General features: G+C 71.4%; 28 protein-coding genes. 7 read left to right on the top strand and 21 right to left on the bottom strand.

Annotated features, from left to right (window positions below):
• Positions 1 to 279 precede the first annotated feature (279 nt).
• The 6 genes from V5P93_RS29820 to hisS form a co-directional block, all read right to left on the bottom strand.
• Positions 280 to 612 (bottom strand): hypothetical protein, encoded by a 333-nt coding sequence (locus tag V5P93_RS29820; RefSeq protein WP_104481760.1) that lies wholly within the window; start codon positions 610 to 612, stop codon positions 280 to 282.
• Positions 609 to 1,412: a DUF692 domain-containing protein gene (locus V5P93_RS29815; RefSeq protein WP_104481817.1), complete on the bottom strand. Its 804-nt coding sequence runs from the start codon at positions 1,410 to 1,412 to the stop codon at positions 609 to 611. The genes V5P93_RS29820 and V5P93_RS29815 overlap by 4 nt, the downstream gene beginning before the upstream one ends.
• A 52-nt stretch (positions 1,413 to 1,464) precedes the next feature.
• Positions 1,465 to 2,397: a TIGR04222 domain-containing membrane protein gene (locus V5P93_RS29810; protein WP_181043755.1), complete on the bottom strand. Its 933-nt coding sequence runs from the start codon at positions 2,395 to 2,397 to the stop codon at positions 1,465 to 1,467.
• Positions 2,398 to 2,587: 190 nt separating this feature from the next.
• Positions 2,588 to 3,031, bottom strand: coding sequence for a peptide-methionine (R)-S-oxide reductase MsrB (gene msrB, locus V5P93_RS29805; protein ID WP_104481762.1), 444 nt, complete (start codon positions 3,029 to 3,031; stop codon positions 2,588 to 2,590).
• Positions 3,032 to 3,064: 33 nt separating this feature from the next.
• A complete protein-coding gene (locus tag V5P93_RS29800; RefSeq protein ID WP_104481818.1) occupies positions 3,065 to 3,406 on the bottom strand; it encodes a hypothetical protein in 342 nt (113 codons plus the stop codon).
• 35 nt (positions 3,407 to 3,441) lie between these two features.
• Positions 3,442 to 4,701, bottom strand: coding sequence for a histidine--tRNA ligase (gene hisS / locus V5P93_RS29795; RefSeq protein WP_245931593.1), 1,260 nt, complete (start codon positions 4,699 to 4,701; stop codon positions 3,442 to 3,444).
• A gap of 96 nt (positions 4,702 to 4,797) precedes the next feature.
• On the opposite strand from hisS, the gene V5P93_RS29790 reads away from it, so the two are divergent.
• Entirely contained in the window at positions 4,798 to 5,841 is a 1,044-nt protein-coding gene (locus V5P93_RS29790; protein WP_104481764.1) for a DNA polymerase domain-containing protein, read from the top strand.
• On the opposite strand, the gene V5P93_RS29785 is transcribed toward V5P93_RS29790, so the two are convergent.
• On the bottom strand, positions 5,838 to 6,368 hold the full coding sequence (locus V5P93_RS29785) for an NUDIX hydrolase (RefSeq protein WP_104481765.1): 531 nt from the start codon (positions 6,366 to 6,368) through the stop codon (positions 5,838 to 5,840). The two genes, V5P93_RS29790 and V5P93_RS29785, sit on opposite strands and share 4 nt — an antisense overlap.
• A gap of 213 nt (positions 6,369 to 6,581) precedes the next feature.
• Between V5P93_RS29785 and V5P93_RS29780 the strand changes: the two genes are divergently transcribed.
• Positions 6,582 to 6,776 carry a hypothetical protein gene (locus V5P93_RS29780; RefSeq protein ID WP_104481766.1) on the top strand — a complete coding sequence of 65 codons (195 nt, stop codon included), beginning with the start codon at positions 6,582 to 6,584 and terminating at the stop codon, positions 6,774 to 6,776.
• A gap of 22 nt (positions 6,777 to 6,798) precedes the next feature.
• Here the strand turns inward: V5P93_RS29780 and V5P93_RS29775 are convergent, their stop codons facing one another.
• Positions 6,799 to 7,002, bottom strand: a complete 204-nt coding sequence (locus tag V5P93_RS29775; RefSeq protein WP_146108258.1) for a hypothetical protein — start codon at positions 7,000 to 7,002, stop codon at positions 6,799 to 6,801.
• A 123-nt stretch (positions 7,003 to 7,125) separates the two neighbouring features.
• Between V5P93_RS29775 and V5P93_RS29770 the strand changes: the two genes are divergently transcribed.
• Positions 7,126 to 7,758 (top strand): DUF6319 family protein, encoded by a 633-nt coding sequence (locus V5P93_RS29770; protein ID WP_104481768.1) that lies wholly within the window; start codon positions 7,126 to 7,128, stop codon positions 7,756 to 7,758.
• Positions 7,759 to 8,383: 625 nt separating this feature from the next.
• On the opposite strand, the gene V5P93_RS29765 is transcribed toward V5P93_RS29770, so the two are convergent.
• Positions 8,384 to 9,925 (bottom strand): alpha/beta hydrolase, encoded by a 1,542-nt coding sequence (locus V5P93_RS29765; RefSeq protein ID WP_104481769.1) that lies wholly within the window; start codon positions 9,923 to 9,925, stop codon positions 8,384 to 8,386.
• Between the two features lie 122 nt (positions 9,926 to 10,047).
• Here V5P93_RS29765 and V5P93_RS29760 point away from each other — a divergent pair, with 122 nt between their 5' ends.
• Positions 10,048 to 10,962: a DMT family transporter gene (locus tag V5P93_RS29760; protein WP_104481819.1), complete on the top strand. Its 915-nt coding sequence runs from the start codon at positions 10,048 to 10,050 to the stop codon at positions 10,960 to 10,962.
• 1 nt (position 10,963) lies between these two features.
• Here V5P93_RS29760 and V5P93_RS29755 read toward each other — a convergent pair whose 3' ends face one another.
• The 3 genes from V5P93_RS29755 to V5P93_RS29745 form a co-directional block, all read right to left on the bottom strand.
• The gene (locus tag V5P93_RS29755; protein ID WP_181043756.1) at positions 10,964 to 11,425 is read right to left on the bottom strand and encodes an RICIN domain-containing protein; all 462 of its coding nucleotides are present in this window, start codon (positions 11,423 to 11,425) and stop codon (positions 10,964 to 10,966) included.
• A gap of 110 nt (positions 11,426 to 11,535) precedes the next feature.
• On the bottom strand, positions 11,536 to 12,645 hold the full coding sequence (locus V5P93_RS29750) for an ATP-dependent DNA ligase (RefSeq protein ID WP_181043757.1): 1,110 nt from the start codon (positions 12,643 to 12,645) through the stop codon (positions 11,536 to 11,538).
• A 38-nt stretch (positions 12,646 to 12,683) separates the two neighbouring features.
• Complete coding sequence (locus tag V5P93_RS29745) at positions 12,684 to 13,406, bottom strand: pyrimidine reductase family protein (protein ID WP_245931594.1); 723 nt, start codon at positions 13,404 to 13,406, stop codon at positions 12,684 to 12,686.
• Positions 13,407 to 13,503: 97 nt separating this feature from the next.
• Between V5P93_RS29745 and zapE the strand changes: the two genes are divergently transcribed.
• Positions 13,504 to 14,526 (top strand): cell division protein ZapE, encoded by a 1,023-nt coding sequence (gene zapE / locus V5P93_RS29740; RefSeq protein WP_104481772.1) that lies wholly within the window; start codon positions 13,504 to 13,506, stop codon positions 14,524 to 14,526.
• On the opposite strand, the gene V5P93_RS29735 is transcribed toward zapE, so the two are convergent.
• Together V5P93_RS29735 and V5P93_RS29730 are read right to left on the bottom strand one after the other, a co-directional pair.
• Entirely contained in the window at positions 14,523 to 14,711 is a 189-nt protein-coding gene (locus V5P93_RS29735) for a hypothetical protein (protein WP_146108259.1), read from the bottom strand. The genes zapE and V5P93_RS29735 overlap by 4 nt on opposite strands.
• Positions 14,712 to 14,747: 36 nt before the next feature.
• Positions 14,748 to 15,422 (bottom strand): phosphatase PAP2 family protein, encoded by a 675-nt coding sequence (locus tag V5P93_RS29730; RefSeq protein WP_104481774.1) that lies wholly within the window; start codon positions 15,420 to 15,422, stop codon positions 14,748 to 14,750.
• Between the two features lie 595 nt (positions 15,423 to 16,017).
• Between V5P93_RS29730 and V5P93_RS29725 the strand changes: the two genes are divergently transcribed.
• Positions 16,018 to 17,640 carry an ABC-F family ATP-binding cassette domain-containing protein gene (locus tag V5P93_RS29725; protein ID WP_104481776.1) on the top strand — a complete coding sequence of 541 codons (1,623 nt, stop codon included), beginning with the start codon at positions 16,018 to 16,020 and terminating at the stop codon, positions 17,638 to 17,640.
• A 480-nt stretch (positions 17,641 to 18,120) separates the two neighbouring features.
• On the opposite strand, the gene V5P93_RS29720 is transcribed toward V5P93_RS29725, so the two are convergent.
• The 6 genes from V5P93_RS29720 to V5P93_RS29695 all read right to left on the bottom strand — a co-directional run bounded on the left by V5P93_RS29720 (position 18,121) and on the right by V5P93_RS29695 (position 24,746).
• The gene (locus V5P93_RS29720; protein WP_104481777.1) at positions 18,121 to 18,765 is read right to left on the bottom strand and encodes a thiopurine S-methyltransferase; all 645 of its coding nucleotides are present in this window, start codon (positions 18,763 to 18,765) and stop codon (positions 18,121 to 18,123) included.
• A 112-nt stretch (positions 18,766 to 18,877) separates the two neighbouring features.
• Entirely contained in the window at positions 18,878 to 20,092 is a 1,215-nt protein-coding gene (gene rocD, locus V5P93_RS29715) for an ornithine--oxo-acid transaminase (protein WP_104481778.1), read from the bottom strand.
• 120 nt (positions 20,093 to 20,212) lie between these two features.
• On the bottom strand, positions 20,213 to 21,184 hold the full coding sequence (locus V5P93_RS29710) for a hypothetical protein (RefSeq protein ID WP_104481779.1): 972 nt from the start codon (positions 21,182 to 21,184) through the stop codon (positions 20,213 to 20,215).
• Complete coding sequence (locus tag V5P93_RS29705; protein WP_104481780.1) at positions 21,184 to 22,425, bottom strand: MFS transporter; 1,242 nt, start codon at positions 22,423 to 22,425, stop codon at positions 21,184 to 21,186. Before V5P93_RS29705 ends, V5P93_RS29710 begins: the two co-directional genes overlap by 1 nt.
• Before the next feature lie 177 nt (positions 22,426 to 22,602).
• A complete protein-coding gene (locus V5P93_RS29700) occupies positions 22,603 to 24,015 on the bottom strand; it encodes a DNRLRE domain-containing protein (protein WP_104481781.1) in 1,413 nt (470 codons plus the stop codon).
• Positions 24,016 to 24,140: 125 nt separating this feature from the next.
• Entirely contained in the window at positions 24,141 to 24,746 is a 606-nt protein-coding gene (locus tag V5P93_RS29695) for a TetR/AcrR family transcriptional regulator (RefSeq protein WP_104481782.1), read from the bottom strand.
• A gap of 62 nt (positions 24,747 to 24,808) precedes the next feature.
• On the opposite strand from V5P93_RS29695, the gene V5P93_RS29690 reads away from it, so the two are divergent.
• Positions 24,809 to 25,405 (top strand): NADPH-dependent FMN reductase, encoded by a 597-nt coding sequence (locus V5P93_RS29690; RefSeq protein ID WP_104481783.1) that lies wholly within the window; start codon positions 24,809 to 24,811, stop codon positions 25,403 to 25,405.
• A gap of 192 nt (positions 25,406 to 25,597) precedes the next feature.
• On the opposite strand, the gene V5P93_RS29685 is transcribed toward V5P93_RS29690, so the two are convergent.
• Complete coding sequence (locus tag V5P93_RS29685; RefSeq protein WP_104481784.1) at positions 25,598 to 26,494, bottom strand: S1C family serine protease; 897 nt, start codon at positions 26,492 to 26,494, stop codon at positions 25,598 to 25,600.
• Positions 26,495 to 26,586: the final 92 nt, after the last annotated feature.

The following is a 26,586-nucleotide window of genomic DNA, read 5'->3' as shown; positions in this document are numbered from 1 at the left end:
GCAGGCGGACTCAGCCAACCGTCCGACCGCTCGCAGGCGCGGTCCGCCGCCTGCCGCGCGTCCGGCAATCCCGCTGCCGCTCCACCGGCGACCAAGGTGCCGAGTCCCACCACCGCGCGACCATCCCGGCCAGCGGGTTCGGCTGGCCCACCGAGCCATCCGTGGCGCGGTCCGCCCCTGTTCGCGCCGCGTCGACCCACTCCCCCCGTCACCGCATGGCGCCACCGGCCAGTCAGCCACCGGTCCCGCGCGACAGCCCGGCCATCCGCCGCGACGGCCTCAGCCGCGTTTCCACCACCGCTTGCGCTTCGGTGCCTCGATCTCGCCGCGCTCGACCAGCCAGGTCTCGAACGCCGCCGCGTCCTCCCGGAACCGGCTCCCCGTCACGCGCGGGTTGCCCGCCGCGTACGCCGCGAACAGCTCCGCGTACCGGTCGCCCACTTCCTCCGCCACCCCCGGCGCGAGCTGGGCCACGATCCGCCGCCGCTTCGCCAGGAGCGCGGCGGCCTCCACCCGAACCGCCGCCGCGTCGAACCCGTCCGGTACCGGCCCCCCGGCCAGCACCGCCCGCAGCAGTTCGGCTTGGGCGGCGGCCAACTCCGCGCGGCTCACCGCTCCACCACCGCGCGGATGGCGGCCAGTTCCGCCGCCAGCGCCTCGTCCGACGGGTAGTGGTCGTCCCGTTCCAGCAGCACCCCCGGTGGCCGCACCCGCGAGCACAGTTCCCCCAACAGTTCCAGCACCCCGGCGGGCACCGGGTGCGCGTGCGTGTCGTGGTAGACGCCGTCTTTCTCCAGGCCCCCGGCCACGTGCACGTACGCGATCCGCTCCAGCGGGAGGCCGTCCAGCGTCGCCAGCGGGTCGTCGCCCAGGTTGCGGGCGTTGGCCCACATGTTGGCGACGTCGATCAGCAGCGCGCAGTCGGTGCGCTCCACCAGTTCCGTGAGGAACTGCGCCTCGGTCAGGTCGGCGTCCGGCCACCGCAGGAGGGCCGCGATGTTCTCCAGGGCCAGCGGGACCGGCAGCACGGACTGCGCTGCCCGCACGTTCTCCACCAGCACGTCCAGTGCTTCCCGCGTGCGCGGCACCGGCATCAGGTGCCCCGAGTCGAGGCCGCCCGCGCGCACGAAGCAGATGTGGTCGCTCACCAGCGGCGCCCCGGTCAACTCGGCCACCGCCGCCAGGTGCTCGACCCGGTCCATCTCGACCGGGTCGGCACCGCCCAGCGAGAGGGAGACGGCATGGGGGAGCACCGGCAGCCCGCGCCCACGCAACACGAGCAACGACTCCGGTAGTTCGTCGTGGTGCAGGTTCTCCGCCACGACCTCCACGAAGTCCACCCCCGGCATCCGCTCGACGGTCAGGTCGATCTCCGACCGCCAGCCGATGCCCACCCCTAGTCGCTCACCCATGCCGTCATCCTCCCCCTTGGGCGCCTTGCCCCTGGCGCCCCGGGTACCGCGATCAGCCGCCGCCACCCCCGCAGCCGCCGCCACCGCCGCACCCACCCCCGCCGCAGCTCGACGACCCGCCCGAGCACGAGGACCCGCTCCCGCAGGAGGAGCCCGACGAGCCGGACGACCCCGAACCGCCGCTCCACGCGCTGGCCTGGGCCATCTGCAGCGCGCGGTCCTGTTCCAACGCGGCCACCACCGCGGCGTCCGGGTAGCTGGTGATCCCCCCGATGGCCACCAGACCCGCCACCCCGCCGAAGGCCGCGAACTCGGTCAACGCCGTGTGCTCGGACGGTCGCGGAGCGCGCCGGTGCGCCCGCTTCGCCTCGCCCACGACCCGGTCCCCGGCGTAGGTGCGGGCCGGGACCGGCCAGCGCCACACCAGGACCGCCAGCGCGGCCGTGCCCAGCAGGCACAGCGTCAGCCAGCCGACGGGGAAGCCCTGCGCCACCCCGGTGACCCACCGCGCCACACCCACCGCCAACAGCACCAGCAGCGGTGCCGAGGACAACCGCGCCTTCCGCCGCCGGTCACCGACCAGCAACCCCTTGCCGACGAGCCCGTCCGCGATCGTGGTGACCACGGACAACCGCTCGACCCGGTCGATGATCCGGCCGACGGAACGCGCGCGGTCGTTGCTGGTCTCCGCCAGCACCGCCGCGTCCAGGCCGGACGGGCCCGGGACGGCCCCCTCAACCGCCCGCACCCGCCCTTCCCGGCTCGACCGCAACTTCCCCTGGTCCAACAACCTGGCCACGGACAGCTCGACAACGCGCCGCGCGCCCCCGACCAGGTACGCCAGCTCCTCGACGTCGAGCGGTCGACCCACCCCGTCCCGGTGCCGCGCCGCACCGGACCGGGCCAAGATCCGCACGGCCCCCGCGATCAGGATCGCGAACGCCGCGCCGACCAGGTACACCCGCAGGAACTCAGGTCCCGACAATCCCCAAGGCTGCTCCATCCCCGCCCCCTCCCCGAGGGACCGCCGGTCCTCGTCCGGCTGGTGCCGGTCGCGGCCGCTTTCCCTCCTGTGCCACCGGTTTTCGTGCTCCCGGTGTGCGCACAATGCTGGGGTGGTGTGACCGCGCGCACAAGGTGGCTTAGGGAGGATTTAGGGCGTTGCGGTGCTGGATTTAGGCTTCTTGACCTGGGCTTGAGGTCTCCGGCACGAGGGTGAGGGAGATCGAGTTGATGCAGTACCGCTGATCGGTCGGCGTCGGGTAGCCCTCGCCCTCGAACACGTGCCCCAGGTGGCTGTGGCAGCTCGCGCAGAGCACCTCGGTGCGGACCATGCCGTGCGTGCGGTCCTCGCGCAGCACGACGCTCTCGCCCGCCAGGGGCGAGTAGAACGACGGCCACCCGCAGTGCGAGTCGAACTTCGTCTCGCTGCGGAACAGCTCCGCGCCGCAGGCCCGGCACCGGTACACGCCGACGGTCTTGGTCTCGGTGTACTCGCCGGTCCACGCGGGTTCGGTGCCCGCCTCGCGCAGCACCGCGTACTCGCGCGGGTCCAGCTGCGCGCGCCACTCCTGCTCGGGCTTGACCACCCGCGGCGTCGCCCCGACGACCGGTTCCATAGCCACTTGGTCCTACTCTCCTCGCTGCCGCTCTCAGCCGAACACGGCGCCGACGATGAACACCAGGGCGTCCCACGCGGCGACCAACACACCCAACAAGATGAGTGTGGCCACTATGCCCGCGGTGAGCCGGTGGTGGCCGCCGAGCCGGTTGGCCGAGTCGGCGAACTCGTTCACCTGGCCCAGGTAGCCCTCGACGGTGTAGTTCGGGTGCACCCGCTCCATCCGGTCCAGGTGATCGGCGAACGCCTTGGCCTCCGGGTCGGCGGGGTCCAGTCCGACGAGGTCGTCGGCGAAGCGGCCCGGGGGGCCGGTGGGGCGGTCGGGCTCATCCGGGTGTTCCGATGAGCCCCCGACCGTTCCAGTCACGCCCATGCCCACACGGTAACCCGCAGGGCCGGCGTTGCGTACTACCGTCCGCCGAGCGGACGCTCTTCCGGGGTATCCCCGGCGTCGCCCTTGAGGTGCACGACCGAGGTGAAGCCCCACTCCTCCAGCCGACCCAGCTGAGCACCGAACTTGCCCCTGCGGCGGATCGGGGACACCGCCCGGTCGCCGCCCGCGCGCAGCTCCCGCGCGGCGCCGGTGACCGTGGTCAACGGCACATCGGCCTCGTACAGCACCGCGACGCGCGCACCGGCCGCGACGCCGCCGAGGATGTCGATGATGCGCTCGAAGCCGATGGAGAACCCGCAGGCGGGCACGTCGCGGCCCAGGGAGCGGCCGATGAGCTTGTCGTAGCGGCCGCCGCCCGCGATGGAGCCGCTGCTCGCCGGGTGGACGATCTCGAAGATCTGCCCGGTGTAGTAGCCCATGCCGCGCACCAGGGTCGGGTCGAATTCCCAGGTCAGGCCGTCGAGGGCGGCCAGCGCGGACGCGGTGGCGGTGAGGTCGGCGACGAACTCCTCCGGCGCGTTCGGCACGGCCGCCACGAGCCGCTTCTCCAGCGTCGCCGGGTCGCCGCCCTGGAGACTGGTGATGCTCTCCTGCAACCGGTCGATCGCGGCCCCGCCGAGCCCCCGGCCGGGCAGCTCGGCGCGCACGCCGTCCCAGCCGATCTTGTCGAGCTTGTCGAGGGTGATGAACAGCCCGCCCCAGGCCGCCTCGGGCAGACCGGCGGCCGCGGCCAGCGCGGAGAGGAACCGGCGGTCGGAGACGCGCACGGTGGCGCCGTCGAGGCCGGTGGCGGCCAGCGCCTCGGTGGTCGCCTCGATCAGCTCGACCTCGGCGAGCACGCTCTCCTCGCCCAGCATGTCGATGTCGCACTGGTAGAACTGGCGGTAGCGGCCCTTCTGCGGCCGCTCGGCCCGCCACACCGGACCGATCTGGAACGAGCGGAACGGCTGCGGCAGGGTGGCCTGGTTGTTGCCGTAGAAGCGGGTCAGCGGGACCGTGAGGTCGTAGCGCAGGCCCAGGTCGACCAGGTCGGTGAGGGTAATGTCGGCGGCGACGGTCTCGTCGAGGCCGCGGCGCAGCACCCGGTAGATCAGCTTCTCGTTCTCCCCGCCCTGACCGCCGGTCAGCCGCTCGATGTTCTCCAGCGCCGGGGTCTCGATGCGCTGGTAGCCGTAGCGGTGGTAGACGCCGGTGATCTTCGCCAGGACGTGGTCGCGCACGGCCACGGTCGCGGGCAGCAGGTCACGGGTGCCCCGGGCGGGGCTGTTGTCCATCTTCACCGGTGGGCTTCCTCTTATCGGGGGGATATCGGCACGTCAACGCTACCGAGGACCGCACGCGGGTTTCCCGGCGGCCGTAGGCTGGCGGCCATGGCACCGGCTGTGGAGATCGAGGTCGACGGCCGGGTGGTGCGGGTGTCCAATCCGGACAAGCCGTACTTCCCGGCGCTGGGCGTGGTCAAGCGCCAGGTAGTGGAGTACTTCCTGGCCGTGGGTCCGGGCATCCTGGGCGCGCTGCGCGACCGCCCGACCACGCTGGAGCGCTGGCCGGGCGGGGTGTTCGAGGGCGCGAAGCTGTCCACCCGCGGCGACCACACCGGCGACGCGTTCTACCAGAAGCGGATCCCCAAGGGCGCCCCCGACTACGTGGAGACCGCGCGCATCACGTTCCCCAGCGGCAGGCCCGCGGATGAGGTCTGCCCGACGGAACTGGCCGTGGTGGCCTGGGCCGCGAACCTGGGCACCCTGACGTTCCACCCCTGGCCGGTGACCCGCGCGGCCGTCGACCACCCGGACCAGTTGCGCGTCGACCTGGACCCGCAGCCCGGCACCGACTTCGCCGACGCGGTCCCGGTGGCCTACGAGACCCGCGAGTTCCTGCGCTCCCTGGGCATGGACGCCTTCCCGAAGACCTCCGGCGGTCGGGGCGTGCACCTGTACGTGCCGATCGAGCCGCGTTGGACGTTCGTCGAGGCCCGCCGCGCGCTGATCGCCCTGGCCCGGGAGATGGAGCGCAGGCTGCCCGACCAGGTGACGGTGAGCTGGTGGAAGGAGGAGCGCGGCGAACGGGTCTTCGTCGACTTCAACCAGATGGCCCGCGACCGCACCATCGCGTCGGCCTACTCGGTGCGCCCCACCGCGCGGGCGCAGGTCTCGGCGCCGCTGACCTGGGCGGAACTGGCGGACGCGCGGCCGGAGGACTTCACCGTGCTGACCATGCCCGCCCGCTTCGCCGAGGTGGGCGACCTGCACGCCCCCATCCGCGACGCCGCGTACTCGCTGGAACCGCTGCTGGAACTGGTCGAGCGCCACGAGCGGGACCTGGGTCTCGGCGACCTGCCGTACCCGCCGGAGTACCCGAAGATGGCGGGCGAACCCAAGCGCGTCCAACCGTCCAAGGCGCGCGACGACTAGCGGGTCGCCAGGTAGGTGCCCAGTGCGGTCAGGGTGGGGCCGTCGGTGAGCTCGCCGCGGGCGACCAGCGCCGGGAAGTCGGCCAGCGGGACCCACTCGACGCGGTGGGCCTCGGTGGGGTCGGGCGCGCCGTCGAGCACCGCGCCGGTCGCGGTGAAGAGGTGGAACCGCGCGGTGCTGATGCCGTTCATCGGCTGGTAGGCAACCAAAGGCTCGATCCTCCCGACCCGGTGGCCGGTCTCCTCGTGGACCTCCCGGACCGCCGCCGCGGCCGGGTCCTCACCCTCGTCGACCCAGCCCGCCGGGATCTCCCAGCCCCACCGGTCGCCGATGAACCTGTGGCGCCACAGCAGCAGCACCCGCCCGGCGTCCACGACCACCGCCCCCGCCGACTCGCGCGGGAACCGCAGCACGTGGTGCTCGAACGGTGCCCTGCCCGGGATCTCGACCTCGTCCAAGTCGACGTTGACCCACGGCGACGCGTAGACGCGACGCGTGCCGTGCACGGTCCACTGTGTGGCCCCCATGTGATCGACACTACCGACATTCCACAGTGTCCGGGTCGCGGACCGTGACCGGTGGCGCGCGGGCAGAACACCTTACGGGGGAATGCGGGGGCCCGCACCGAAGTTGCTCCATCCGGTTGACCGGCGGGCCGGGAACTGGTTCGGATCAGCGGCATCCGTCGGTGGACGACCTACACTCCGAGTACGGCACCGGCCACCAGGAAGGGGAACTCCATGACGGACAGCTACGTCGTTCGCTATGTCGGCGGTCCCCTGGACGGCCGGGTCGACACCCTGGCCACGGTCCCCGGCGACCCGCGGTCGACCGTCACCCACGTGCACCTGCACGGCGGCCCCAAGATCGTGCACCACTACGACCTGCACTACGCGCTCGAGTACGGCTGCGAGTACCGCCTCCGCGAGATCTGACCGGTCCACTCGCGACGGTCGGCTAGTGCGCGGGCACGCCGCCGATGATGAGCACGCACAGCTCGCAGCGCGGCCCGTCGGGCGCCCCGCCCGCCAGGTCCGGGGGCGCCGCGTGCGTGCACGACGCGCGGTAGTGCTGGTGCGCGAGACGGCTGCCCGCGACCATGGGGAACGCGTGCAGAACGCCGTCGTAGCAGCTCCGCCACCACAAGTACCGGACGCTCATCACCGCAGAAAGTAGGTCGCCTCGCCCGATTCGGCACGTTGGGCCGCCCGAACAGGTGACTGTCGTACCCACCGGGCACACTGTGCCGCTGTCAGGGCAGCAAGATCGAAAGGGCGGGCACCCATGGCCAAGTCGCTAACCCCGGAGGACATCGACCGGTTGCGCGCCGCGCTGGCGGACAACAAGCCCACCCCGGTCTGGTTCACCGAGGCGGCGGTCGGCGTGGCCACCGGGCAGCAGGCCAAGGTCATCGCCTTCGACGAGCCCGCGGAGGGCGATTTCATCCAGGTCCGACCCAACGGTTCCCGGGACGTCCTGCAGTTCTCCCCGGCGGAGCTGACGGCGGTGAAGCCGCCCGCCAAGCCCGCCACCCCCAGGCCCCGCCCCCGCCCGACCGTCCCCGAGCCCGTGGACTCGCCCGAAGAGGTGGTCCAGGGCATCGAACCCGGCAGCCCCACTCCCACCACCCGCCAACCCAAGCCCCGCAAGCAGCAACCGACGGAGATCACCGTCACCCTCCACGCCACCCCCGAGGGCGAGTGGTCGGTGGACGTCCTGGTCGGCAAGAAGCGCACGGTCCGCTGGGAACCGGTCACGGCGGGGGACATCGCCAAGGCCGCCAAACACCTACCCCCGGCCGTCGGGGAGGCCATCGAAGGCGCCCTGACCACCGCCCGAGAACGAGGCCTCCAGCGGGTCGAGGAGTTGAAGGCCCAACTGGAAGCCGCCCAACGAGCCCTCCGTGACCTCGGCTAGACCCCGTCGGGCTGTCCTGGGCCACCGCTCACCAGCACAACACACCTACACCAACACGCTCGCACTCTCACGCCGCGTTTGGCGCTCCCAACCACACGCCTTCGGCCCCCACGACCACCACTTCCGACCCCACCCCGCTCATCGCGCACCTTGACCGAACACCTCTCGCGCTGCTCCGTGCCTTCACTCATCGGCACAACGCTCTTGCGCTCCACGCCCGCTGCTCTCACACGCCCGCCGCTCTCACACGCCCGCCCTGCCGCCCACCCACAGCGCACAGCGCTTTTCCCACCACCCAACCGCCACTTCGATCCCACACCGCCCGCCAGCGCAACGCGCCTCCACCAACCTTGATCAGGTGGACTCGCTTGGTGTGGGGCAGAAGGATGGTCGTAAACTCGCTCCGGTGAGTGGGGCTTCCCTTCAGCCCCACCCGCGGTCCCACTAGACCACCCTTCTTAGGGGTCCCCGCGCCAAGCGAGTTCACCTGATCAAGGCCCCCACGCAATTCGCGAAGAGCCAGAGCACGAACGACCTCAGCGATCTTCGACGCCCGGCGAGTTCACCAGATCAAGGCCCCACGCAACTCGCGAAGAGCCGAGCCACAACCCCGCGGCAGCCCGACTCACGGAGGGCAGACGGTCCCGTCCCGAGGAACCTTCCCCTCCACCAAGAACCCCGAAGCCGCCTCCGTAGCGCACGTCGAGAACCCGAGCGCCCCATGCCCAGCCCCCTGCCACGTCACCAGCGACGCCGTGGCCAACTGCTGCGCCGCCCGCTCCGTCCCCGACAACGGCGTGACCGGATCCACCGACGTCCCCAGCACCACCATCGGCGGCGCCCCCGATGCGCTCGGCGCCGCCACCGGCCGCGACGGCACCGGCCACGGGCTGCACACCGCCAGCCACTCCGCCGTCAACGCCCCGAACAGCGGGAACCGCCGGTTCCAGTCCGCCGAGGCCCCCGTCATCGCCTGCGTCGACAGCCGCGACTTCGTGTCGTTGCACCGGGTCACCAGTCCGGCGTCGAACACCGCGGGCACCCGTTCCTTCCCCAGGACCGCAGGCGACACCAACGCCACCAACCCGTCCGGCGACCCCCCACGCGCAGCCGCCAGCGCCGCCGAGAGCGCGGGCCAGGAAGCGCGATCGGACAGACCGACCTGCACCGCCCGCAACACCACCCCCGGACTCAGCTCCAACTCCTCATCCGAGGACACCAGCGGATCCGACGCCGCCCGGTTCAGCACATCGGTCAGCGCCTGCCGCGCCTGCGACCCCAGCTCGCACCCGCGTTGCGCGCAGTCGTCCGCGAACGCCCCGAACGCCTTGTCCGACGCCTCCGCCACCCCCTCCAGCGCCACCACGGCGTCCTGGTTCGGATCCGGCAGCCCGTCGAGCACCATCCGGCCGACGCGGTCGGGGAAGCGCTCCGCGTACACGGTCAGCACCCGCGAGCCCTCGCCGTGCCCGATCGCGTGCAGCTTGTCCACGCCGAGCGCGGCGCGCACCGACTCGGCGTCGCCCGCCGTGCGCCACGTGTCCAGCGACGGCAGGCGGGTCTCCAGCGTGATCGAGCACTGCTGCCCGGCCGTGCGCGCCTGGTCGACCAGGCCCTCGACGTCCAGTGCCCGGGGGTCCGCGTCGACGATCGCCGCCCGCACCTCCTCCGGCACGCACGACACCGGGTCGGACCGCCCGGTCCCGCGCCGGTCGAGGCCGATCAGGGAGAACCTGGTCAGCAGCTCCTTCGGCAGCGTCCGCGCGAGCCGCGCCGCGTACCGGCTGCCGGGGAGGCCGTCGACGTCGTTGAGCACCAGGACCGGGATCGGTCCGCTGCCCGCGCGCAGCACGGCCATGCGGACGGTGCCGCGGCCCGGCGCGTACGGGGAGTCGAGGACGCCGTTCACCCGGCCGCAGCTCAGCGGCACGTCCGGTGTCGGGGTGAGCCCGGGGATGGCCTCCGGCGGGCACGGCGTCCAGTTGATCGACGCGGCCTTCGGCTCGGTCAGCGGCGGCAGCGGCGCCGGTCCCGTGCTGCTCGGCGTCCCCGCCCCGCCACCGGTGTCGCCGTCGTTGACCACGATGCCCGGCCGGTTCGACGGGCCCGCGGTGCACGCGGCGAGCAGTACCAGCGGCAGCAGCGCGACACCGCGACCGACCTTCACGCCTGCGTGTCCTCCCGTCGAGCTGTCCTACCGGGACCCAACCTTGCCACGCGCAGGGTGAGGCGCGGGTGAGCGGGCAATTCATAGGATGTCTCCGCGTTCGCTGCCGTAGTGTGCTCGCCGTGGCCGTGGTGCGCATCGATTCCGGGAGATCCCGTCTGCCCAGGTGGTCCGCGGTGCTCGCGGGCGCGCCCGCGAGGGTCGGCGCGGTCCCGCCGACGGTGCAGGTCCTCATCGCCATCGTCAGCGTCCAAGTGGGCGCGGCCGTCGCCAAGCAGCTGTTCACCGCCGCGGGCGCCGCGGGCGCGGTCACCCTGCGGCTCGGCCTCGCCGCCGTGGTGTTCGTGCTGCTGTGGCGGCCGTCGCTCAAGCTCAACCGGCACGCGCTGCCGGTGATCCTCGGCTACGGCGCCGTGCTCGGCACCATGAACCTCTGCTTCTACCTGGCCATCGAGCGCATCCCGCTGGGCATCGCCGTCACCGTCGAGTTCCTCGGCCCGCTGGCCGTGGCGCTGGTCGGCTCCCGCCGCTGGCTCGACGGCCTGTGGGCGCTGCTGGCCGCGGCGGGCGTGGTCCTGCTGTCGCAGACCGGCGGTGACGCCGACCTGGTCGGCCTGCTGTTCGCCCTGGCCGCGGGCGCCTGCTGGGCCTTCTACATCCTGCTCGGCGCCGCCCTCGGCAGCCGCACCACCGACGGCTCCGGCCTGGCGCTGGCCTCGGTCGTGGCCGCCGCGCTGGTGGTCCCGTTCGGCGTCGCCGACGCGGGCACCACGCTGCTGGAGCCGTCGGTGCTGGTCGCGGGCCTCGGTGTGGCCCTGATGTCCTCGGTGGTCCCGTACTCGCTGGAGCTCAAGGCGCTGCGCAGCCTGCCGCCCCGGGTCTTCGGCGTCCTGATGAGCCTCGAACCGGCCGTCGCCGCCCTCGCGGGCCTGGTGGTGCTGGGCGAGGCGCTGCGCCCCACCCAGTGGGTCGCCATCTGCTGCGTGGTCGCCGCCTCGGCGGGCGCGACCCGCTACGGCCGCCCCAAGCCGGAGTAGGTCAGCCGATCGTCCAGCGCTGGTTCGGGTTGCGGTACTGGCTGCACTCGCCGGTGAAGGCGGCCTTGTCCGCGGGCGAGCTGTCCAGGCACCGGCCCGACCAGGCGTTGCGGATGACGACCTCCTCGCCGTCCGGGACCGCCAGGTAGTCGATCCGCCAGTCCTGCAACGCCGCGCCCACGCACGCCTGCGTGTGCACGGGGGCGTTCACCTCGCCGGTCAGGCAGTTGCCGTTCGCCTCACCTACGACCTCGACGCTGCCACCGGTCTTGGGCCGCAGCGTCCATTGTTGGTTCTGCGCCTCCCCGCACCCGGCCACGTGCACGGAGTTGTCGCGCGTCGCGTGGTCCAGGCAGAGCCCCGTGTCGGCCTTGCTCACGAGGTGGACCGGTCCGGGGCCCGCCGCGGCGGCGGGGGTGGCGAGCAGGAGAGCGGCTGCGGCGGTGAGAACGTAGCGGTGCACGGGCGTCGGCCTTCCGGTTGGGTGTCCACAGGTGACGCCCGTGATCTATCGGACTCGCGGCACCGTCTCAACGCGACACCCGAGCCAACCGCCCGACCGGGGGACCAGGGTCATCCGGCCGCGTCGTCGCGCGCTTTCACCTCACCGCGCAGCACCGCCGCCAGGTCGTAGTTGGCGGGCTCCTCCAACTGCTCGTAGTTGCACGACGCGGGCTCGCGGTCCGGCCGCCACCGCTGGAACTGCGCGGTGTGCCGGAACCGGCTCGGGTAGCCGCCCTCGGTGTGCTCGTACGCCACCTCGACGACCCGCTCCAGCCGCAGCGGCACCCACGGCTGCTCCGTCGTGCGCCAGCGGCTGACCGCGCCGGGCACCCGCGCCCCGTCGGACTGCGCGCCGCTGACCCACGGGTGGTTCGCGCCGCCGTTGACCATCAGCTCCGCCAGGTCGGTCGCCAGCTCGCGGCGGGTCGCGACCGGGAACGCGCCGACGACCCCGACGTGGTTCAGGTCGCCGGACCGGTCGTACAACCCCAGCATCAACGACCCGACGGACTCACCCGGCGAACTCCCCTTGTGCCACCGCAACCCGGCGACCACGCAGTCGGCCGTCCGCGAGTGCTTGAACTTCAGCATCGTCCGCTTGTTCGGCGTGTACGGCCCGCGCGACGGCTTGCCGATCACCCCGTCCAGCCCCGCGCCCTCGAAGATGGTGAACCACTGCCGCGCCAGCTCCGGGTCGTCCGTCGCGGGTGTCAGGTGCACGCGGTCGGTGAAGGTGAGCGCGCTCTCCAGCAGCCGCCGCCGGTCGCGCGCGCCGACGTCGAGGTAGCTGTCGTCGTCCAGCGCCAGCAGGTCGAACGCGATGAACCGTGACGGCGTCTGCTCGGCGAGCATGCTCACCCGGCTCGCGGCCGGGTGGATGCGCTCGGCCAGCGCGTCGAAGTCCAACCGCCCGTTCCGGTCGACCACCAGCTCACCGTCGATGACCACGCGGTCGGGCAACGCCGCTTCCAGCGCCGTCACCAACTCGGGGAAGTACCGGTTGAGCGGTTTGCCCGAACGCGACTGGAGCGTCAGCTCGCGGCCGTCGCGGAAGACCAGGCAGCGGAAACCGTCCCACTTGGGTTCGAACACCAGTCCGGCGTCGTCCGGGATGGACGGTGCGGGTTTGGCGAGCATCGGTTGGACCGGTGGGGTCAGCGGAAGGGCCACGCGCCCCATACTGCCTTGTCAGCGGGCGGACCGCCGGTGTTCGCGCGTTACGGGCGGCAGGCGCGCCGGTAGCGGAGCATGAGGAACCCGTTGTCGGTCAGCACCGACGCCAAGTCCAGACCAACCGGCACCGAGGTCGGCGCGCCCGTCGCGATCCGGCCCGCGCCACCGCCCGCGAGCACGGGGGAGACCGTCAGGCACATCTGGTCGACCAGGTCCGCCTCGACCAACGCCCCCAGCAGCCGGGGGCCGCCCTCGCACGTCACCCGCCGCAGCCCGCGCTCGGCCAGCGCGGCCAACGCGAACCGCAGGTCGACGGTCTCCGCGCCCGCCACGATCACGTCCGCCCCCGCCGACGCGAGCGCCGCGCGCCGGTCGGCGGGCGCCGACGCGGTGGTGACGACGATCGGCGGCACGGTCGTGTCGGTGACGATCGGCGCGTCCGGGGCCACCGAGCCGCGCGCGGTGACGACCGCGATCGGTGGCAGCGGGCTCAGCCCCAGCCGCGCCCGCCGCTCCCGGCGGACCTCGGTCCGCTTGACCCCCCGGTACCCCTCCGCCGACGCCGTGCCCCAGCCCACCAGCACCACGTCGGCCAGGTCGCGGCCCAGGGAGAACACCTTCTTGTCGGCCGGGCTGGACAGCCCCGCCGACAGCCCGTCCACCGCGACCGCCCCGTCGACGCTGCTGACGAAGTTGGTCTGCACCCAGGCCCGGTCCAGGTCGGGCGGGTAGTCGTAGAGCCGCTCCAACTCGGTGTCGTCCACCACAGCCGCGTGGGCCGCGGCGGGCTGACCTGGGGAAACCGGTGATAACGGATAAAGCCTCTGCACGGCACCATCAGAGCACGCCACTACGCTGCCCGGCATGTCCGCCCGTCTCGTCGACCGCGCGCCCGTGGTCGGGCCCGAGGAACTCGTCGCCGAACTGGTCCCGCCGCCGCGCTTCGACGCGGTCCGGTTCGACACGTACCTGCCCAACCCCGACGAACCCAGCCAGGCCGCCGCCGTGCGCGACTGCGCGGCCTTCGCCACCCGGGTCGGGTCCCGCGACGGCGGCGGGTCGCTGTTGCGGCGCGTGTTCAAGGCCGCGAAGGCCGAGGGCAGACCGGGCCTCTACCTCGACGGCGGTTTCGGCGTCGGCAAGACCCACCTGCTCGCGTCGCTGTGGCACGCGGTGCCGGGGACCAAGTCGTACGGCACGTTCGTCGAGCTGACCAACCTGGTCGGCGCGCTGGGCTTCCGCGAGGCCGTCGCCCGGCTCGGCGAGCACCGGCTGCTCGCCATCGACGAGTTCGAGCTCGACGACCCGGGCGACACCATGCTGGTCACCCGGCTGCTGACCGAGCTGACCGACGCGGGCGTCGTGGTCGCGGCGACCTCCAACACGCTGCCGGACAAGCTGGGCGAGGGCCGCTTCGCCGCGGACGACTTCCTGCGCGAGATCCAGGCCCTGTCGTCCCGGTTCACCGTGGTCCGCGTCGACGGGCCGGACTACCGGCACCGCGGCCTGCCGGACGCGCCCCCGCCGACCGACGACGCGGGGCTCGCGGCGAGCGCGGCGGGCATCCCGGGGTCCACTGTGGACGATTTCGACGGGCTGTGCGCGCACCTGGCGACCCTGCACCCGTCCCGCTACGGCAAGCTCGTCGACGGCGTGGCCGCGGTGCACCTCCGGGGCGTACGACCACTGTCCGCACAGGATGTGGCACTGCGCGTGGTCGCCTTCGCCGACCGCCTCTACGACCGCGCCATCCCGGTGGTGGTCTCCGGCGACCCGGTCTCCGCCCTCTTCACCGAGGAAATGCTGCGCGGCGGCTACCGCAAGAAGTACCTCCGCGCCGTCAGCCGCCTGGTCGCCCTGTCCCGCGACGCCGCGAAGCTCGGCTAGGAGCGCCTGCGGCCGGGCTTGGCGTCGGGGGTGCGGTGCTCGTCGATCAACGCCCAGACCGACACACCGGTACCCGACTCGGGTTCGCTGCGCTGTCGGGTTCGCGGTTGCGGGTCTGTCTTGTCCGACTGTGCTGCGCTGAGGAGTTCCTGGCGTATCTGGTCGTAGATGGGTGTGTCGGTCACCGCCATCCTTTCCGTTCGCGCGGAGGCCCTGCCAGGTTACGCACGGTACGCCTGTTCACGTGTGAGGCGGCGCGCCGGGTGTGTCCCGGGGAGCAGGTCGAGCAGCGCCGCGACGGTGATCACCCCGCCGGTCGCCCAGAAGAATGACCCCACGGAATCGGTGAGGTAGTGGTACCGCAGACCCACGATCGCGCTCACCGCCACGGCCGTCAGGACGACCGTGACCGCCCCGCACACGACCGTCTGCTTGAGCCGTTCCCCGGCGGGCGCGTTGGCGACTACCACCAGCGTCAACACAACCAGGATCGAGACGAGCGTCGTCGTGTGCCCGCTCGGGTAGGCCAGGTAACCGTCGTGCGTCCGTCCGACCACCGGCTTGAGCACCCACGAGTTCACCCCCGCGGTCACCACCGGCCCCAACACGCACAGTGACGCCACCCGGTAACGACGCCTCCAAAGAGCGATGATCGCCATGACCACAATCACAGTGATCATGGCAGGCGGCCGCGACGCGTTGGACAGCGGTTCGGCCACCCCGGGCAGCGCGGAGAACACCCAGTCGGCCACCCGGAACGCGGCCCGGTCGAGCGGCCCGGCGGTCCGCTCGTTGGCCACGTCCCGCCCGATCGCCGCCACGACGCCGAACGACACGGCCGCCACCCCCACCGCCGGGATGATCAAAGCCTTGGGCAACAGTCGGTTCGGCTCCACGGGAATCACTATGCCGGGTCGGTTGTGTACGAGCATGACCGGTTACGTGAGGGTCCGGTGCAGATCACCCAACCCCTCACCCGACTTCTTCATCCAACGTCGACCGAACACCCCCGCAACTCCCGCAGGAGCTGTGGCGCCCGAACCCACCGCAGGCAAGGATCGTCCAACCCCACGGTCACGTCCCCCGCGACAACCGGCTTGCCCGCCCCGGGCACATACCGCTCCCCCTGCACCCCTGCGATGTCATGCCGCCTAACGCGGACCAAAACGTGCCCCCGCCAAAAAGCCGGACAAAGCCTCGTGGCCAACTCCGCACACCGGCGGCTCGGCCGCCGCCATGCCCTCGGGCCAGCCGTCCCAGTCCTGGCGGTGGTCGAGCAGCAACCACAGCACCCCGTCGGCGGACTGATCGGCCGCCTTCCCGCACACCTGGCAAAGAAGTCGTCGCATGGCCCGCCGCTGCCGCAGCGGGTGAACCTGCCCGAAGAGCGGCCACCCCACACCCGGCCGCGACGCCATCCGCTGCCGCACCACGCCGGGCGTCGCCGGAAAGCGGTCGCGCCCACCCGCCCCGGTCCGCCACCATGCGCGGGTGGGTCATCTTGATGCCAGTGGGCTCTCCTGCACGCTCCCCGACGGGCGCGTGCTCTTCCGCGACGCCGGTCTCAAGGTCGGCGCGGGCCAGGTCGTCGCTGTCGTGGGCGAGAACGGGGCCGGGAAGACGACCCTGCTGCGGATCATCTCCGGCGACCTGACCTCCCCCGACGGCGGCGTCTCCGTCAAGGGCGGTCTCGCCGTGATGCCCCAGTTCGTCGGCTCCGTCCGCGACGACCGCTCGGTCCGCGACCTCCTCCTCTCCGTCGCCCCCCAGCCGCTCCGCCGGGCGGCGGCCGAGCTGGACCGGCTCGAGCTCGCCCTCATGGACACCGACGACGAGGACACCCAGCTCCGCTACGCCGCCGCCCTGGTCGACTACGACGAGGCGGGCGGCTACACCACCGAGGTCACCTGGGACACCGTCACCACCGCGGCCCTCGGCGTCGGCTACGACAAGGCCCGCTTCCGCGAGGTCCGCACCCTCTCCGGCGGCGAGCAGAAGCGCCTCGTCCTGGAGGCCCTGCTCCGCGGCCGCGAACAGGTCCTGCTCCTCGACGAGCCCGACAACTACCTCGACGTCCCCGGCAAGCGCTGGCTGGAGGAGCGGCTCGCCGAGACCGCGAAGGCCGTGCTGCTCATCAGCCACGACCGCGAACTCCTCAACGCCGTCGCCACCCACGTCGTCACCGTCGAGGCCGGGACCGCGTGGACGCACGCGGGCGGCTTCGCCACCTGGCACGACGCGCGCGAGGCCCGCTGGGACCGCATCGCCGAGCAGCAGCGCCGGTGGGACGAGGAGCACGCCAAACTCAAGGAGCTGGTCCGCTCCCTGCAACGCGCCGCCACCATGAGCGACGTCATGGCGGGCCGCTACCGCGCCGCCCAGACCCGGCTGCGCAAGTTCGAGGAGGCGGGCCCGCCGCCGGTCCCGCCCAAACCGCAACGCGTCAAGCCGCGCCTGCGCGGTGGTCGCACCGGCATCCGCGCGATCACGTGCGAGAACCTCGAACTCACCGGCCTCATGAAGCCCTTCGACACCGAGGTCTTCTTCGGCGACCGCCTGGCCGTCCTGGGGTCCAACGGCTCCGGCAAGAGCCACTTCCTGCGCCTGCTGTCCGATCAGGACAGCGTCGCCCACACCGGCGTCTGCCGCCTCGGCGCGCGCGTCGTCCCGGGCCTGTTCGCCCAGACGCACCAGCACCCCGAGTGGCACGGCAAGACCCTCGCCACCATCCTCTGGCACGGCGACGACACCCGCGCGGGCCTCGACCGGGGTTCCGCCGCCGCGACCCTCAGCCGATACGGCCTGGCCGCGTCCGGCGACCAGCTCTTCGAAACCCTGTCCGGCGGCCAACAGGCCAGGTTCCAGATCCTCCTCCTCGAACTCTCCGGCGCCACACTCCTCCTGCTCGACGAACCGACGGACAACCTCGACCTCCACTCCGCCGAAGCCCTCCAAGACGCCCTCGAGGCCTACGAGGGCACAGTCGTGGCGGTAACCCACGACCGCTGGTTCGCCCGCACCTTCAACCGCTACCTCATCTTCCGCACCGACGGCACCGTCGCCGAGTCCCCGACGCCCGTCTGGGACGAAGCCCGGGTCCAACGATCTCGCTGACTCGCGCGGGCTTTCGGCTCAAGCTCCACCCGCGCACGCCACGGGGGTCGGCCTGTACCGGGCTGGCTGGTTCGCCCGCACCGTCAACCGCTACCTCATCTTCGGCACCGTCGCCGAGTCCTCGACGCCCAGTGGGATGAGGCCCGAGTCCAGCGGCCCCACGGGAGCTTCTTGGCTCAAGCCCCACCCGCGCACGCCACAGGAGCCAGCCTGCACCGGACCGACTGGTTCGCCCGATTCCCGACCACCGGGTTCCGACGAACCAGCCGACCACCCGCGCGCACCACTCACCGAGCCCATGGACAGTGCCGCCGCTGTCCCGTGAACCCGTTGCCCGTGATGCCGTTGCCCGTGATGCCGTTGCCGTGAACCCGTTGGTGCCGAAACCGATCCGACTCAGCCCGGTTTCCACGTTACCGACGGCGGCCGACAAAACCCGGGGCTCTTCAGTTGCCTGTGGACAACTCGGCGGGATGTGGACTACCGGCGGCGGAGCAGGAATCCGTGCTCCGTCAGGCTCTCCAGGGTGAACTTCTCCACCATCCGGTGGTCCGGCCGCTCCTCCTTGGCCACGTGCTCGATGTCGAACGCGCCGCCGAAGTAGGCCTCGATCTGGTCCGGGCCGACCGAGAACGGCGGCGAGGGCAGCGCGGGCCGGTACTCCAGCGTGTTGATGAAGTACCGCGTGCCCGGGGCCGCCAACTCCGTCATGGCCGCCACGTACCGCGGGCGCATCTCCTCCGGGAACGCGATCAGCGCCGCCCGGTCGTACACCAGGTCGAACTCGCCCACCTCGGCCGGGGACAGCGCGAACACGTCACGGTTCAGGATGGTCAGGTTGTCCTTGCGGTACACGCCTTCGGGGTCCTCCACAAGAGTGACCCCGTTGTCCGCCATGAACTCCTCGATGGCCTGCGGGACCAGCTCCACACCGACCACCGACACCGCCTGCGCGGCGAAGAACAGCATGTCCGCCGTCTTGCCGCACAGCGGGACCAGCACGCGGGCGCCCGCCAGCAGGCCGCGCTCCGCGAGCATCCTGGCGTGGGGGTGGACCACCGGGAGGTGGAAGCTGGTCTTGGTGCCGCCCTCGTGCCAGGAATCTATCCAGAATTGGGTTTCCACGCGGGGATTCTGGCAGGACCTGGTTCACCCTAAAGGCTGGATTTTCGGGGACGTGACGTTTTTTCGCCGTGGCCGGGCGGCCGGGGCCCTCGCGCGCGGCCGCCCGGTGTCCTCACGTCCCCAGCACCTCCGCGATCACGTCGACCCCGCGGTCGACCTCCGCCTCGGTCACGACCAGCGGCGGCGCCACCCGCAGCGTGGTCTCCTGGGTCTCCTTGCACAGCACGCCGCGCGCCATCAGCGCCTCGGACGCCGCCCGGCCGCCCGGGCCGCCGGGCGCGATCTCCACGCCCGCCCACAGCCCGCGCCCCCGGACCTCCGCGACCCCGCGCCCGACCAGCTCGCCGAGCCGCCGGTGCAGGTGCTCGCCGACGACCCGCGACCGCTCCTGGAACTCGCCGGTGGCCAGCAGCTTGATCACCGCGCGGCCCACCGCGCACGCCAACGGGTTACCCCCGAAAGTGGAGCCGTGCTCACCGGGGCGCAGCACGCCGAGCACCTCCCGGCGCCCGACGACCGCCGAGACCGGCAGGATCCCGCCGCCCAGCGCCTTGCCCAGCGTGTACAGGTCCGCGCGCACGCCGTCGTGGTCCAGCGCGAACAGCTCGCCGGTCCGGGCCAGGCCGGACTGGATCTCGTCCGCGATCAGCAGCACGTTGTTCTCGTCGCACAGCCGCCGCAGCTCCCGCAGGTACCCGGCGGGCGGCACGACCACCCCGGCCTCGCCCTGCACCGGCTCGACCAGCACGGCCGCGGTCCGGTCGGTGATCGCGGCCTCGACGGCCTGCGCGTCCCCGTACTTCACCGCGGTGAACCCCGGGGTGAACGGCCCGAAGTCCGCGCGGGCCACCTCGTCGGTGGAGAACGACACGATCGTGGTCGTCCGGCCGTGGAAGTTCGCGCCCGCGACGATGATCTGCGCGGTGTCCTGCGGCACGCCCTTGACCCGGTACGCCCACTTGCGGGCGACCTTGAGCGCCGACTCCACGGCCTCGGCGCCGGAGTTCATCGGCAGCACGAGGTCGGTCCCGGTCAGCTCCGCCAGCTCGCGGCAGAACGGCCCGAGCTGGTCGTGGTGGAACGCGCGGCTGGTCAGCGTGACCCGGTGCAGCTGCTCGACCGCCGCCGCGACCAGGGCCGGGTGCCGGTGCCCGAAGTTGAGCGCGGAGTACCCGGCGAGGAAGTCCAGGTAGCGCTTGCCCTGCACGTCGGTCACCCACGCGCCCTCGGCCTCGGCGATGACCACCGGCAGCGGGTGGTAGTTGTGCGTGCTCCACCGCTCGTCCAGCTCGATGAACGCGGCGGTGGTGGGAACGGTGGCGGTCATGCTGCCAGGTTAGGCCCAGGTACGCGGTTGATTCATCCGTGGAGCGTTGCTTCTGCCGCGTGTTCGTTGCGCCATCACCCGATCTGGTGAGCGAATCGTTGCACCGGACGGGTGGCCCGCTCACGCTGGGAGCGGGGCGGGGGAGTTGGCCCCCTCCACCAGCAGCGCGGGCGCCCCCGTGCCGTCGGCCCGCGTCGACCACACGTCGTTGACGCCGTCCGGCCGCTGCAGGCCGTAGGTCACGGTGTCGTTATCCAGCCACACCGCCTGGTCGTCGACACTGTGCTCCTCCGCCAGCGGGGTGCGTCGCAGCATCTTCAGGTCGAGCACCGACAACCGCCACCCCTTCTTGGGATCCTCATCGATGGCGGACTTGAACGCCACGCGCGTACCGTCCGGCGACACCGAGGCACACTCGACGTTCGTAGTGAGCGTGCGGACCGTGCGCGCACTCAGGTCGCCCTCGACCAGGTAGCGCTTACCGCCGGTCGACAGGGTTGCGTAGAACCGGTTGTCGTCGCCGGTGAACGTGACACCCCAGTAGTTGGCGTCCGCTGCGGTCAAGGGCTTCCCCTCGACGGTGGCCTTGAACTCCTCCAACGAGCTGACGACCGCACCGGTTTGCGTGTCCAAGATGCCGGTCTGCGTCGAGAAGCCCGTAGTGGCGTACGAGTGGCCTTCGAGGAACACCGTCCACGACACCATCCGCCCGCTCGCGGAGATCTTGAGCCGATTGGGGAAGCCGGTCAGCGGTACCGTCTTGCGCTCGTTCATCTGCGCGTCGAACACCATAAGCCGAGTCGCGGTAAGCGCGTCCACCGGCGCGAGGCACGCGACCGTCCCGCCGGCCGCGTACGCGCGGTCGCACTTGCGCTCGCTGATCGTGCGCGGTCCGCGGGTGTCGCTCGCCGACACCGACGACAGCAGCCCGTTGGTCAGCACCTGCAACCGCGGGCCTGCCCGCAGCGCGCCCACGGTCTCCGCGTCGACGACCTCGGCGGGCGCCGAGTTCGCGGCGTACGCGACAGCGGCGCCACCCAGGACCGCCGCGGCCACTACGGCGGTCAGGACACGTGCCTTGAGACTGAGCATCAGACGGCCTTCCTGTTCACGTGGGCGAAAATCACCGCGGTGACGACGATGACGGTGACCACAGCCAAGGCGGCCGCGAGGCACGCGGCCGAGATCCCCCAGAGTTGCCACGCGAGTCCGAAGAGAACCGACGAACCAAGGTACGCAAGCGCTTGCCCCGTCTGCACCAGGGCCATTCCCGTGGCCCGCAGCGACTCCGGCAGCACTCGACCGGCCAATGCCATCAGCACACCGTCGGTCGCGGCGTAGAACAGCCCGTAGAGGCAGAGGACGAGCACGATGAGCGGTATCCCGCTGAACGGCCCCAACAGCGCCAGGTAGGCCCCGGCCAGTGCGCAGTACCCGCCGAGCATTACCCGCGAGCGACCCACTTTGTCCGCGAGGACGCCAAGAGGGGCAGCCAGTAGCAGGTAGACCAAACTCGTCCCCACCGCCAACACGGGGAACCAACCGACGGCGAGGTCGCCGCGCTCTTGGAGCATCAGGTAGACGAATCCGTCTCCCACGGTCACCAGCCCGAGTAGCGTCGCGGCCAGAAGAAGGGCTCGCACGCCCGGTAGGCGTAAGAGGCCCGTGGCTGCGCGTACCGACACCGCCTTGCGCGCAACGGGCTCCTGCTTGTTCTGCACGAACAGCACGAGCACCACGACCGCGAAGGCTGCGATCACGAAGCTGGTGAAGAACACCGCGTCGAACGCCTGCGAGCCCGCGTACGCCAACACGGCCAGCGCGACAAGAGGCCCGGCGAAGGCTCCGGTGGCGTCCATGGCACGGTGCACGCCGAACGCGCGCCCCAGGTGCTCTTGCGGCGTGGACAGGGTTATCAGCGCGTCCCGCGGTCCGGTGCGCATCCCCTTGCCCGCGCGATCCGCCGTGATGGCCAACCCGATCAGGCCGGTGGAGTTGCCCGCCGCTATCAGCCCCAGTTTGGCCACCGACGAGATCCCGTACCCCAGGCCCGCCACGGTCTTGTGTCTGTTCGTGCGGTCGGCGAGGTACCCGCCGACCAGACGCAGAAGAGCCGTCGCGCCCGTATAGAGGCCGTCGATGGCCCCATACGCCAAGGGGCTCATGTTCAGTCCGATGACCAGGTACAGCGGCAGGACGGCGGTGACCATCTCCGAGGAGATGTCAGTGATCAGGCTTACCGCGCCAAGGGCCAGCACATTGCCGCCGACCCTCCACTTGCGGCTCTTACCGGCCTCGGTCACCTGCGGCGTGGTGACGGTGGACAGGTACACGCAACACCTCCGAGCGGGCAGGGGAGTGCTGCCGGACCCCGGAGGGCCCGGCAGCACTACGGAACCGACTGCGTTCGTCTTCCCAAGACCACCCCGACCGTCACAACACCCAAGCGGTGGTTACCTCACCGAGCCGGGGACGGTGCCGGGCGGGGGTGGGTGGTGGGAGGAATGAACTCAGTGGCAGGAGTTGGTACCGCTGTCGGTGTACGTCTTGCCCGCCTCCGGCACGAACTGCCAGTCGTAGCTGTTGGCGTGCAGGGTGAACTTGAGGACGCCGTGCGTGTTGCTGTTGCGCGCCTCGCTGTTGGGCTGGATGGTGCCGAAGCCGTAGAAGCCCGCGCCGCCCATGCCCGCGACGAAGTGCCGGATGCCGCGCGTGGCATCGGCCGTGCCGCTGGGGTTCATCGGCGCGAACCGCTCGTACTGGTGGTTGTGGCCGGTCACGATCACCTCGGCGTTGTTGTCGTACAACGCCTGCACCAGCGGGCCGGTGGAGCTGTCCGGCGCGTGGTTGGAGCCGGAGGTGAACCGCGGCTTGTGCCAGTAGGCCAGGGTGCAGGGCTTGGTGTTGGCCGCGAGGTCCTGGCGCAGCCACACTTCCTGCGGCGAGCCGACGGACTTGCTGATCTCGCTGTTGAGCGACACGACGTGCCAGTTGCCCAGGTCGTACGAGTAGTAGCCGAGACCTGAAGTGCCCGCCTGCGCGCCGAAGTAGCCGTAGTAGCCGGTGGCGCCGGAGGTGTTGTAGTCATGGTTGCCGGGCGAGGGGCGCGTGCGCGCCTTGTGCCGACCCCACGTCGGGTTGTAGTAGGTGGTGAACTGCGACGCAGTGCCGTCCGGGTAGACGTTGTCGCCGGTGGTGAAGACCGTGCCGGAGATGCCGTCGAGCAGGTTCGCGGTCGCCGTGTCACCGGAACCGGAGTCCGCGATGTCGCCCGCGCCAACCAGGACGGGGTCGGCGGACTGGCCGGTCGTAGTAGTAGTGGTGGTGGGCGGTGTGGTGGTGGTGTCGCTGGAGATGACCAACTGTGGCGCGGTGGCGCTACCGGACTCGCGAGAGTCGTAGTCGGCGCCGTCGCTGTTGGTGGAGGTGATGGCGATGCTGTACGTGCCGTTGCCGGTGACCGCCGAGGTCACGTCGACCTCGTACCAGGCGTTGCGGCTGACCGAGCCCAGGGTGCCCAGGGTGGCGCCGTCGATGGCGGGCTGGTTCGACCAGGTGGTGGCGGTCTCCGACCAGGTGTTGTTCGACACCGCGCGGAAGGTGCCCCCGGCGGGGCTGTTCGAGCCGCTGACGTCGTCGGTGTGCACCCGCAGCTTGGCGTTGGCGACCGGCGCGGTGAGCCCGCTGACGGTGAACCGCAGGAAGATCCGCTTGACCGGCGAGTTGTCGACCCCGAGCTGGCCGGAGGTGCCGTAGTTGGTGCCGGTCGAGCCGTTGTCCACGTAGGTGTCGGCGGCGGGGGTGAAGGTGGTCGTCGCGGCGGAGGCCACGTTGCCGCCGCCGGTCACGGCGACCGCGGTGGCCGCGGCGACGGCGACCGCCGACGCGACCGCCACCCTGGCTTTGGCTGTGCGACTGGACATGAGGATGCCCTTCCCTGGGTCGGTAGTCCGTTCGGGACTCCTCACCTTCCCGGGCGCCCCCAAACGATCACCACGGCGTCTTCGGACGGTCAGATGGCGCCCGGGTGAACAGTCCGGTTGCGGGGTCAGTGCGCGCGGTAGCCGTAGAGAAAAGCGCGCACTCCCGTTGTGGCGATCTCGTCCAACTCCGCCTCTGTGGGGCGTGTGCGCAGGGAAGGGTTCTGGGTGGACACCAGCATCATGAAGTGGATAGCGCCACGCACGGGGTCGTCGAGTCGTAGTAGGCCCCGGTCGGCCAGTTCGGAGAACTTGGCCGCGAGTTCACGTTGGGCCCGTAGTGGACCGTTCTCCTGCCATGCCACAAGAGCCGCCTCCGGCACATGTGCGGTTTCCACGTTCACTTGGCGGACAAGGGCGAAGTGGTCGGGGAACTCCTCGGTGGAGCGCACCCACGCGATGGCGAACGCGACCAGGTCCGCTTCCAGGTCGGTGACCTTGGACAGGTGCCGGTCGATGGTCGCGGTCTGCGCGTCGGCGACCCGGGTCGCGCTCTCCTCGATGACCGCGCCGAACAGGGCCGCCTTGTCGGCGAAGTGGTTGTAGATGGTCCGGGTCGACACCCCCGCCGCCGCCGAGATGGCGTCGATGCTGGCGCGGGTGTAGCCGTCGCGGGCGAAGGTGGCCAGCGCGCCGTCGAGGATCGAACGGCGTTTGTCGGCTAGTCGGACCATGGGCGGCCTCCGGGTGCAACGGGCGTTTTACAGTTTGCCATGCACGTTGTACTTTACCTGACATGACCCGCATCGCCGTCATCACCGGCAGCACCCGCCCCGGCCGCCGCGCGCTCGCCGTCGCAGAGTGGGTGGTCACCGCCGCCCGCGCCCACTACCCGGCCGAGGTCGGCGTCGGCCTGGTCGACCTCGCCGACTTCGCGCTCCCCCTGCTGGACGAACCGGCCCCCGCCATCACCGGCGACTACCGCAACCCCCACACCCTCGCGTGGTCCAAGACCATCGCCGCCTACGACGGCTTCGTGTTCGTCACCCCCGAGTACAACCACTCGTACCCGGCCTCCCTGAAGAACGCCCTGGACTACCTCTACGCCGAGTGGCACGACAAGGCGGCGGGCTTCGTCAGCTACGGCCCCCAAGCCGCCGGCGTCCGCGCGGTCGAACACCTCCGCCTGAGCCTCGCCGAACTCAAGGTCGCCGGCGTCCGAACCCAGGTGGCCCTCTCGATGCACACCGACTTCACCATCACCAACCCCCTGGAACAGGGCGACTTCACCCCCGCCCCGCGCCAACTCACCACCCTCCACGTCCTCCTCGACGAAGTCCACGACTGGTCCCGGGCCCTCGCCACCCTGCGCGCGTCCGCGGTCGCGGCCTGACCGGTCTGTCCACAGGCTTGATCGTCTTCTCCGCGAACCGTCGGTGCCCGCCGGTAGGCTGGATACCGGGGGCCGGAGGCATCACGGCCCTCGCGGTAGAGGTCGCGTCCGTACCCTGTGGACACTCCACCCGGATACGCGGAAGGGACCGCGCGAGCCCCGAAACCCGCGCGGTCCCTCCTCCCTCGAAGATCAGCTGATCTGCGCGACCACCTCCTTGGCCGCGTTGACCGGGATGCTGAACCCGATGCCCACGCTGCCCGCCGCGCCGTCCGCACTGGACACCGGCGAGTAGATGGCCGAGTTGATCCCGATCACCCGACCGGTCGTGTCGAACAGCGGCCCGCCCGAGTTGCCCTGGTTGATCGACGCGTCCGTCTGGATGGCCTTGTACGACACCGAGGACGAAGTCGACGCCGCCCGGCCGCGCATGTCGCGGCTGTCGCTCTCCGCCGGGATCTTCACGTCGCGGTCGAGCGCGCTGACGATCCCGGTCGTCACGGTCCCCTGCAACCCGGCGGGGGAGCCGATCGCGATCACCTCGTCACCCACCCGCACCTGCGAGGAGTCGCCGAGTTCGGCGGCGGTCAACCCGCTGACGCCGGTCGCCTGCACGACGGCCAGGTCCGCCGACGCGTCGGTGCCCACTACGGAAGCCTTGGCGGTCTTACCGTCGGAGAAGGTGATCGTGATGTCCCGCGCACCGGACACCACGTGGTTGTTGGTCAGGATGCGCCCGTCCGAGGTCAGGACGACGCCGGAGCCGATGCCCTCGGCGTTGCTCGTGCGCACGCTGATCTCCACCACGCTCGGCATCACCTTCTCCACCACCGCGCTGATGTCGGTCGGCACCGTCGCGGACGCGGTCTGCGCGTTCGTGCTCACCGTGTAAGGGGCGGCCGTGGCGCCGTCGGACCCGATGAACGCGCCCGCCACGCCGCCGAGCGCGCCCGCGCCGAGCACCGACGCCGCCACCAGGGCGACCGTGCCGCGTCGAATGCGATTCCGCGGGGCCTGGGAATGACCTGGGTACGTCGGGTGCGCGTAGAGGGGGAGTTGCTGCTGCTGCGGTCCGGGGTACGTGTCCATGGCACCAACTGTCGGACCCGCGCTTATGAGGAACCTGTGGAATCCCAGGGGATTACCCAAGAACCCGGGAACCGGCCACTTGTCCACATACC

Origin of the sequence: Actinokineospora auranticolor, from assembly GCF_041897805.1 — a bacterium.
In the GTDB taxonomy this organism is placed as follows: Bacteria; Actinomycetota; Actinomycetes; order Mycobacteriales; family Pseudonocardiaceae; genus Actinokineospora; species Actinokineospora auranticolor.
The sequence above is the reverse complement of the archived record's forward strand: the minus strand, read 5'-3'. Positions and strand labels throughout refer to the sequence as shown.

Bases quoted from the DNA above. Each gene is read 5' to 3' on its own strand.
- V5P93_RS29815 (WP_104481817.1), bottom strand. From the start codon at position 1,412: ATGGGTGAGCGACTAGGGGTGGGCATCGGCTGGCGGTCGGAGATCGAC.
- msrB (WP_104481762.1), bottom strand. From the start codon at position 3,031: ATGGAACCGGTCGTCGGGGCGACGCCGCGGGTGGTCAAGCCCGAGCAG.
- V5P93_RS29800 (WP_104481818.1), bottom strand. From the start codon at position 3,406: ATGGGCGTGACTGGAACGGTCGGGGGCTCATCGGAACACCCGGATGAG.
- hisS (WP_245931593.1), bottom strand. From the start codon at position 4,701: ATGGACAACAGCCCCGCCCGGGGCACCCGTGACCTGCTGCCCGCGACC.
- V5P93_RS29790 (WP_104481764.1), top strand. From the start codon at position 4,798: ATGGCACCGGCTGTGGAGATCGAGGTCGACGGCCGGGTGGTGCGGGTG.
- V5P93_RS29785 (WP_104481765.1), bottom strand. From the start codon at position 6,368: ATGGGGGCCACACAGTGGACCGTGCACGGCACGCGTCGCGTCTACGCG.
- V5P93_RS29780 (WP_104481766.1), top strand. From the start codon at position 6,582: ATGACGGACAGCTACGTCGTTCGCTATGTCGGCGGTCCCCTGGACGGC.
- V5P93_RS29775 (WP_146108258.1), bottom strand. From the start codon at position 7,002: ATGAGCGTCCGGTACTTGTGGTGGCGGAGCTGCTACGACGGCGTTCTG.
- V5P93_RS29770 (WP_104481768.1), top strand. From the start codon at position 7,126: ATGGCCAAGTCGCTAACCCCGGAGGACATCGACCGGTTGCGCGCCGCG.
- V5P93_RS29750 (WP_181043757.1), bottom strand. From the start codon at position 12,645: ATGGGGCGCGTGGCCCTTCCGCTGACCCCACCGGTCCAACCGATGCTC.
- zapE (WP_104481772.1), top strand. From the start codon at position 13,504: ATGTCCGCCCGTCTCGTCGACCGCGCGCCCGTGGTCGGGCCCGAGGAA.
- rocD (WP_104481778.1), bottom strand. From the start codon at position 20,092: ATGACCGCCACCGTTCCCACCACCGCCGCGTTCATCGAGCTGGACGAG.
- V5P93_RS29710 (WP_104481779.1), bottom strand. From the start codon at position 21,184: ATGCTCAGTCTCAAGGCACGTGTCCTGACCGCCGTAGTGGCCGCGGCG.
- V5P93_RS29700 (WP_104481781.1), bottom strand. From the start codon at position 24,015: ATGTCCAGTCGCACAGCCAAAGCCAGGGTGGCGGTCGCGTCGGCGGTC.
- V5P93_RS29695 (WP_104481782.1), bottom strand. From the start codon at position 24,746: ATGGTCCGACTAGCCGACAAACGCCGTTCGATCCTCGACGGCGCGCTG.
- V5P93_RS29690 (WP_104481783.1), top strand. From the start codon at position 24,809: ATGACCCGCATCGCCGTCATCACCGGCAGCACCCGCCCCGGCCGCCGC.
- V5P93_RS29685 (WP_104481784.1), bottom strand. From the start codon at position 26,494: ATGGACACGTACCCCGGACCGCAGCAGCAGCAACTCCCCCTCTACGCG.